Source organism: Streptomyces murinus (assembly GCF_002154555.1).
GTDB classification, from domain to species: Bacteria; Actinomycetota; Actinomycetes; order Streptomycetales; family Streptomycetaceae; genus Streptomyces; species Streptomyces murinus.
This window is the reverse complement of record NZ_MUNF01000389.1, coordinates 1-5065: the sequence shown is the minus strand read 5'-3', so window position 1 is coordinate 5065 and position 5065 is coordinate 1. Positions and strand designations below refer to the sequence as shown.

The following is a 5065-nucleotide window of genomic DNA, read 5'->3' as shown; positions in this document are numbered from 1 at the left end:
TGGCGCAACTTCTTCCTCGGCTCCGAGCTGACCCGGGGCCCCTGGCCGCTGCGCCGCCTGGACATCGCCCGCATGAAGGAGACCGCCGACCGGGAACTGCGCCGCATGGGCATCACCCTGGACGACCTGGAACAGCCCGTCGGCACCCTCTCCGGCGGCCAGCGCCAGTGCGTGGCCATCGCCCGCGCCGTCCACTTCGGCGCCCGCGTCCTCATCCTGGACGAACCCACCGCCGCGCTCGGCGTCAAACAGTCCGGCGTGGTGCTCAAATACATAGCCGCCGCTCGCGAACGCGGCCTCGGCGTCGTGTTCATCACCCACAACCCGCACCACGCCTACCTGGTCGGCGACCACTTCGGCGTGCTGCGCCTCGGCACCCTGGAACTGTCCGCCGCACGCGGCGACATCACCCTGGAGCAACTGACCGACCACATGGCCGGCGGTGCCGAACTCGCCACGCTCAAGCACGAGTTGTCCCAGGTGCGCGGCGTGGAACTCGACGCGTTGCCCGAGGACCTGGGCGACACCTTCCCCGAAGGGACCACCTGATCATGCCGCACGACCTCGACCGCATCCGGGTCGGCTCCGCCCCCGACTCCTGGGGCGTCTGGTTCCCCGACGACCCTCGGCAGGTGCCCTGGGAACGCTTCCTGGACGAGGTCGCCGAAGCCGGCTACGCCTGGATCGAACTCGGCCCCTACGGCTACCTCCCCACCGACCCCGCGCGGCTCACCGAGGAGGTGGCCCGCCGCGGCCTCAAGGTCTCCGCGGGCACGGTCTTCACCGGCCTGCACCGGGGCCCCGCCGTCTGGGACGACACCTGGGCCCATGTCTCCCAGGTCGCCGCGCTCACCCAAGCCATGGGCGCCCGGCACCTCGTGGTGATCCCGTCCTTCTGGCGCGACGACAGGACCGCCGAGATCCTGGAGCCGTCCGAGCTGACCGCCGAGCAGTGGGGCCACCTCGCCCGGGGCATGGAGCGGCTGGGCCGCCGGGTGAGGGAGACGTACGGCCTCGACATCGTCGTCCACCCGCACGCCGACACCCATATCGACACCGAGGCCCATGTCGCACGCTTCCTGGACGCGACCGACTCCGGCTCGGTCGGCCTCTGCCTGGACACCGGTCACTACGCCTACTGCGGCGGCGACAGCGTCAGGCTGATCGAGACGTACGGCGAACGCATCGGCTATCTGCACCTCAAGCAGGTCGACCCCGCGGTGCTCGCCGAGGTCGTCGCGCGAGGGCTGCCGTTCGGGCCCGCCGTGGCGGGAGGCGTCTTTCGGGAACCACCGCACGGAGTACCGGAGTTGGGGCCCGTGCTGGAGGCGGCGCAGAAACTGGGGGTGGATCTCTTCGCCATCGTGGAGCAGGACATGTACCCGTGCGATCCGGACAAGCCGCTGCCGATCGCGGAGCGGACACGAAGGTTCCTGCGGTCCTGCGGGGCGTGAGGGATGAGGCGTACGGGCGCGGCCGAGAGCCCACCGGACCAGACTGGTGTTCCACCCGAACGCTGCGCCGAGGTACGGGAGTTCCTCGACCGCCTCGACCACCTCGCCCGCTGGGCCGCGACTCGCGAGGACAACGCCGGCCTCCTCCTCGTCGGCTCCTGCGCACGCGGTGCCGCGCACCCGGACTCCGCCGTGGACGTCGTCCTGCTGACGGCCGATCCCGCGCCGTACCTCACCGACACCGCTGACTCCCGTCGACCCCGGCACCCGTCGTGTCGTCGCCGAGGGCGCGCGCACGCTGTACGACCCGCGGCGCGTTCTCGCCGAGTTGGTCCGGCACTGTCGGCCGTGACGCCACCGGGGTGGGCGTCGTTCCTCCATAACCCTGACGGATTCGCGCCAGGCGCGGCCGGGAACCAACCGGGGGCACGTGGGCGTTGTTGAGATGAACGGGGGCGCCCGCGCAGACGGGAGGACGAGGATGACACACCGTACGGAACCCCGGAAGACGGCACAGGACACCGCCGAGGCGGCGGCCCAGCGCCGGGAACGCTTCGGCACCCTGCCCGAGCGGATCCGTCCCGAGGACACGGTCGAGACCAGCCCGGCGACGCTGCCGGACCCGGCCCGCGACCGGTATCACGCGGACGAGTGGCTGGTGCGGTACTGCGGCTGACAAAAGCCCCCGATACCGCGCCCGTCAGGCCAGCCACACCTCCGCGAGCGACACCGGACGGTGTTCGGCGCGGGAGAGCGTGCAGGCCTCCGCGATCCAGCCCGCCTCCAGGGCGTCCTCGATGGTGCACGGGGACGGCCTGGTACCGGCCACCACCTCGGTGAAGGCGGTGAGTTCGGCGCGGTAGGCGGCCGCGAACCGGTCCATGAAGAAGCCGTGCGGGGCGCCGGACGGAAAGCCGGCCCCGGGTTCGACCGAGCGCAGCGGCAGCCGGTCGTCCAGGCCCACGGCGATGGCGTCGGCGAAGCCGTGCAGCTCCATGCGGACGTCGTAACCCCGGCCGTTGTGGCGGGAGTTGGAGACCATCGCGATCGTGCCGTCGTCCAGGGTGAGGACCGCGCCCGTGGTGTCGGCGTCACCGGCCCGCGCGATGTGGTCGGCGCCCCGGTTGCCGCCGAGCGCGTACACCTCGGTGACCTCGCGCCCCGTCACCCACCGGATGATGTCGAAGTCGTGCACCGAGCAGTCCCGGAAGATGCCACCGGAGGCGGCGACGTACGCGGCCGGCGGCGGCGCCGGATCCAGCGTCGTACAGCGCACGGTGTGCAGCGCCCCCAACTCGCCGGAGCGTACGGCGGCGCGCGCGGCGGCGAAGCCCGCGTCGAAGCGGCGGTTGTAGCCGATCTGGATCGGCACCCCGCTGCCGCGCACGCTCTCGCGCACCGCCACGCCCTCCGCCATCGTGCGGGCCACCGGCTTCTCGCAGAAGACCGGGACCCCCGCTGCCACCCCGGCCCGGATCAGCGCGGGATGGGCGTCCGTGGCCGCCGCCACGACCAGGGCGTCCACCCCCGCGGCCAGCAGCGCCCCCGGCGAGTCCGCGACCTGTGCCCCGAACCGCTCGGCGGCGGCCTTCGCGGCGTCCGCGAACGGATCGGCGAACACGAGCGATTCGACGGCGTCGAGCCCGAAGAGGGTCTCGGCGTGGAAGGCCCCGATGCGGCCGAGGCCGAGGATTCCGATACGCATGGGTGTTGCCGCTCCTCAGGGGTTCGAACGAAAGAGGCGAGACGCCAAGGGGCTCGGTCAACCTGCCTGCAAATCAACCCAGTTGCCGCTGGCGGCGGACTCGGCCATCGCGTCCAGGACGACCGCGCCGCGCACCGCGTCCGCGAGCGTCGCGCCGTACGGTGTGCCCTCGGCGATGGAGCGCAGAAACCGGTGGGCCTCGATCACCTTCAGATCGTCGTAGCCCATCGCGTTGGCCGCGCCCGGCTGGAACGCGGCGAACTCACCGTCGCCCGGGCCGACATACACGGTGCTCACCGGCTGGTCCTGGAAGGATGTGCCCCGGCTGACCGCGAGTTCGTTCATCCGTCTGAAGTCCCAGAACACCGCGCCGCTCGTGCCGTGCACCTCGAAGCCGTATGAGTTCTGCTCGCCGACCGAGACCCGGCAGGCCTCCAGGACACCCCGGGCACCGGAGGCGAAGCGCAGCAGGCAGCTGACGTAGTCCTCGTTCTCCACGGGGCCGCGCTCACCGCCGCCGGTGCGGGGGTGACCGGCGGTGGCACCGGTCGGGCGGGCGCGCTCGGGGACGAAGACCGCGGTGTCGGCGGTGAGCGCGGTGATGTCGCCGAGCAGGAAACGGGCCAGGTCGGCGCCGTGCGAGGCCAGGTCACCGAGCACCCCGCTGCCGCCGCGCTCCCGTTCGTAGCGCCAGGTCAGGGCGGAGTCGGGATGGGCGGCGTAGTCGCTGAACAGCCGGATGCGCACATGGGTGACGGTGCCGATCCCGCCCCCCGCGATCAGCTCGCGGGCCCTCTCCACGGCGGGCGCGTTGCGGTAGTTGAAGCCCACCGTGCCCTGCACCCCGGCCCGCGCGACGGCGTCCGCGACCGCGCGGGCGTCCCCGGCGGACAGGCCCACCGGCTTCTCGATCCACAGATGCTTGCCCGCCTCGGCCATCGCCACCCCGATCCGGCGGTGCAGGAAGTTCGGCGTGGTGACGCTCACCGCCCGTACCCGGGGATCGGCGGCCACCTCCCGCCAGTCGCGGGTCGCGGTGGCGAAACCGAACTGCCCGGCGGCCTCCTCGGCCCGGCCCGGCACCTCCTCGGCGACCGCGATCAGCCGTGGCCGCAGCGGGAGCCGGGGGTAGTGATGGGGGAGACGGGCGTACGCCCGGGTGTGCACCCGGCCCATCCAGCCGAACCCGACGACGGCGACACCCAGCTCCTCCACCCTGCCCGCCTCTCCGCGTCAGCACCGCGGGACCGGTCCACCTTCCCGCCCGGCCACCTTTGTCCTGACATGGTGGCGCTGTCAACGCCCCGAACGGGGCGGAGCGTCGAAATCGCCGGTCCCGGGGGCGCCTCCCACAGCGGTCTCGGGGGTGCCCCTACAGCTCTCAGGGGGTGCCCCTACAGATTGATGGCGTACGCCTTGCGGAGCGTCTCGTGCACGGTCCACGTCGTACGGTCGCCCGCGCGCAGCACCGCCATGTCACCCGGTCCGACCCGCAGCGTCGGACCGTCCTCGACGTCGATCGTGGCGGAGCCGCTGATCACGACGAACAGCTCGTCGGCCTCGGTGTCGGTGACCACACCGGGGGTGATCTGCCAGATCCCGCGGATCTGCCGGCCGTCCGCCGACTCCCAGACCACCTTCCCGGTGACCTCGGGGTTCCCGGAGACGATCTGTCCGGGATCGAGGGGGTCGGGTTCGAGATCGGCGTCGGGGATGTGGAGCGCGAAGCTGTGCGTCATGGGCCCGACCCTAACGGGGCCCGTATCCCCGCCGCCGTCGACAGAGTGTGCGGCATCGGGCCTGGTCGGAGGACACTTCGTCGGGTCACGCGGTCTGGCGGGCGCCGGGGCACGCGGACTGGGGGCGCCCGGGTCACGCGGACCGGGGGGCGTGCGGGTCGCGGGGT

General features: G+C 72.5%; 7 protein-coding genes. 4 read left to right on the top strand and 3 right to left on the bottom strand.

Features of this window, described 5'->3' with window-relative positions:
* The 4 genes from CCN72_RS23280 to CCN72_RS23265 all read left to right on the top strand — a co-directional run.
* The coding region (locus CCN72_RS23280) for an ATP-binding cassette domain-containing protein (protein ID WP_143664174.1) at positions 1-549 on the top strand (549 nt) is incomplete at its 5' end.
* A gap of 2 nt (positions 550-551) precedes the next feature.
* On the top strand, positions 552-1454 hold the full coding sequence (locus tag CCN72_RS23275; RefSeq protein ID WP_086809270.1) for a sugar phosphate isomerase/epimerase family protein: 903 nt from the start codon (positions 552-554) through the stop codon (positions 1452-1454).
* Between the two features lie 3 nt (positions 1455-1457).
* Positions 1458-1898 (top strand): nucleotidyltransferase domain-containing protein, encoded by a 441-nt coding sequence (locus CCN72_RS23270; RefSeq protein WP_244174405.1) that lies wholly within the window; start codon positions 1458-1460, stop codon positions 1896-1898.
* 37 nt (positions 1899-1935) lie between these two features.
* Positions 1936-2130 (top strand): hypothetical protein, encoded by a 195-nt coding sequence (locus CCN72_RS23265; RefSeq protein ID WP_037657331.1) that lies wholly within the window; start codon positions 1936-1938, stop codon positions 2128-2130.
* Between the two features lie 24 nt (positions 2131-2154).
* Here the strand turns inward: CCN72_RS23265 and CCN72_RS23260 are convergent, their stop codons facing one another.
* The 3 genes from CCN72_RS23260 to CCN72_RS23250 form a co-directional block, all read right to left on the bottom strand.
* Positions 2155-3159 carry a Gfo/Idh/MocA family protein gene (locus tag CCN72_RS23260; protein ID WP_086809268.1) on the bottom strand — a complete coding sequence of 335 codons (1005 nt, stop codon included), beginning with the start codon at positions 3157-3159 and terminating at the stop codon, positions 2155-2157.
* 57 nt (positions 3160-3216) lie between these two features.
* Positions 3217-4374 (bottom strand): Gfo/Idh/MocA family protein, encoded by a 1158-nt coding sequence (locus CCN72_RS23255; RefSeq protein ID WP_279630271.1) that lies wholly within the window; start codon positions 4372-4374, stop codon positions 3217-3219.
* A gap of 179 nt (positions 4375-4553) precedes the next feature.
* On the bottom strand, positions 4554-4898 hold the full coding sequence (locus tag CCN72_RS23250; RefSeq protein ID WP_037657327.1) for a cupin domain-containing protein: 345 nt from the start codon (positions 4896-4898) through the stop codon (positions 4554-4556).
* Between the last annotated feature and the right edge of the window lie 167 nt (positions 4899-5065).

Coding starts and splice junctions, on each gene's coding strand:
- CCN72_RS23250 (WP_037657327.1), bottom strand. CDS start 4,898: ATGACGCACAGCTTCGCGCTCCACATCCCCGACGCCGATCTCGAACCC.
- CCN72_RS23260 (WP_086809268.1), bottom strand. CDS start 3,159: ATGCGTATCGGAATCCTCGGCCTCGGCCGCATCGGGGCCTTCCACGCC.
- CCN72_RS23275 (WP_086809270.1), top strand. CDS start 552: ATGCCGCACGACCTCGACCGCATCCGGGTCGGCTCCGCCCCCGACTCC.
- CCN72_RS23265 (WP_037657331.1), top strand. CDS start 1,936: ATGACACACCGTACGGAACCCCGGAAGACGGCACAGGACACCGCCGAG.
- CCN72_RS23270 (WP_244174405.1), top strand. CDS start 1,458: ATGAGGCGTACGGGCGCGGCCGAGAGCCCACCGGACCAGACTGGTGTT.